This window comes from Oscillibacter sp. CU971 (genome assembly GCF_905219725.1).
Classification (GTDB): Bacteria; Bacillota; Clostridia; order Oscillospirales; family Oscillospiraceae; genus Oscillibacter.
The window spans coordinates 1-1130 of sequence record NZ_CAJMXG010000561.1; the positions used below are offsets into that span (position 1 = coordinate 1).

At 56.8% G+C, this 1130-nt stretch carries 2 protein-coding genes and 1 pseudogene; all 3 read right to left on the reverse strand.

Features of this window, described 5'->3' with window-relative positions; genetic code table 11:
• Positions 1–438, reverse strand: a 438-nt coding sequence (locus JX325_RS17450; protein ID WP_243414170.1) for a VirB6/TrbL-like conjugal transfer protein, CD1112 family, incomplete at its 3' end; no start/stop codon positions are given.
• 71 nt (positions 439–509) lie between these two features.
• Positions 510–725 (reverse strand): Maff2 family mobile element protein, encoded by a 216-nt coding sequence (locus JX325_RS17455; protein WP_204792268.1) that lies wholly within the window; start codon positions 723–725, stop codon positions 510–512.
• 47 nt (positions 726–772) lie between these two features.
• Positions 773–1063 (reverse strand): annotated as a pseudogene (locus JX325_RS17460) (type IV secretory system conjugative DNA transfer family protein); the annotation flags it as partial.
• Between the last annotated feature and the right edge of the window lie 67 nt (positions 1064–1130).

A 1130-nucleotide genomic window follows, 5' to 3' on the forward strand; every position in this document is an offset into this window, starting at 1 on the left:
GGCTGTAATGTCGATGCTGGTATTGCCGATGATAACCCCGGCGCTCTGATTGACGACGCTTTGGGTCAGGTCGAACACGCCCATGACGATGTTCCAGGTGTTGGACACAAGGATGATCGCGGCGGCGGATTTGAACACCCAGCGGAACAGCATCCAGCTATCCATGTCGTGCATACTGTTCCGTTCCGCGATCAACTGTATCAGTTCGTAGCACATGATAAGGGCGAGGATAGCCCCAGCGATGGGGACGATCACCGTTTCCGACAGGCTGCGGAGCATATTGAACACGCCGCTGTTCCAGTCCTGCGGCGTGGCTCCCACGTCGGCGGCGATCTCGCCCACTTTGCCGTTCACCGTGTCAAAAAGGCCGGTGAGGTTGCTGGTGATGCCGTCGATCAGCACACCCTTGAACCATTCTTCCAGCCAGTCAAGTATCATGGGTCAAGCACCTCCTTTCCCGCGGCCCCCCGCCGGGGGCGGGAGGCCGCGAGGGGATTTAGCGGAGAGCATCAGCCCAGCAAGCCGGACAGCAGGGGAACCAGGGTAATGCCGATCAGGGCCACGCCTCCCCCGGCGACAAGCTGCTTGACGCCCTGCGACTTGGCCCCAGGGTTGTCCTGCCCATAGCCCTCCAAGAGATTGATGCCGCCCCACACGCACAGACCGCCGCCCAGGGCGACAACAAGGGTCTGCAAAACGTCGATAGCAGAAGTGAAAAATGCCATAAAATTACCTCCATAAATTCAAAAATATTGTTGTTGGATTTGCCGCCTCATTCTTCGGCGGCGGCGGCTTCGCCGGTTTCTTCGTCCGACAGGTCGATTTCGTAGAAGTCAAAGACTTCCTCCTGCGTCACCACCTGCCGCTGCCTGCGGCGCATGGCGGCAAGATACCCGTCCACGTCAAAAGCGTTTTTCTTGTCGGCGTCGGAGAGGTATTTGTACTGCGGATGCCGGGTGATGTCGTATTTCTCACTGAAAAAGGGACGCACACCCCGCACCTGCAAAATACACTTTCCGCCGTCCATCACGGCAATTTCGTCCTGTGACATCAGCTCTTTGCCACATTGTCAAGTGGTGAATTCAATAAAGCACAAAAAAAATAACCTCTCCCCACAATAGGGGCTGTCT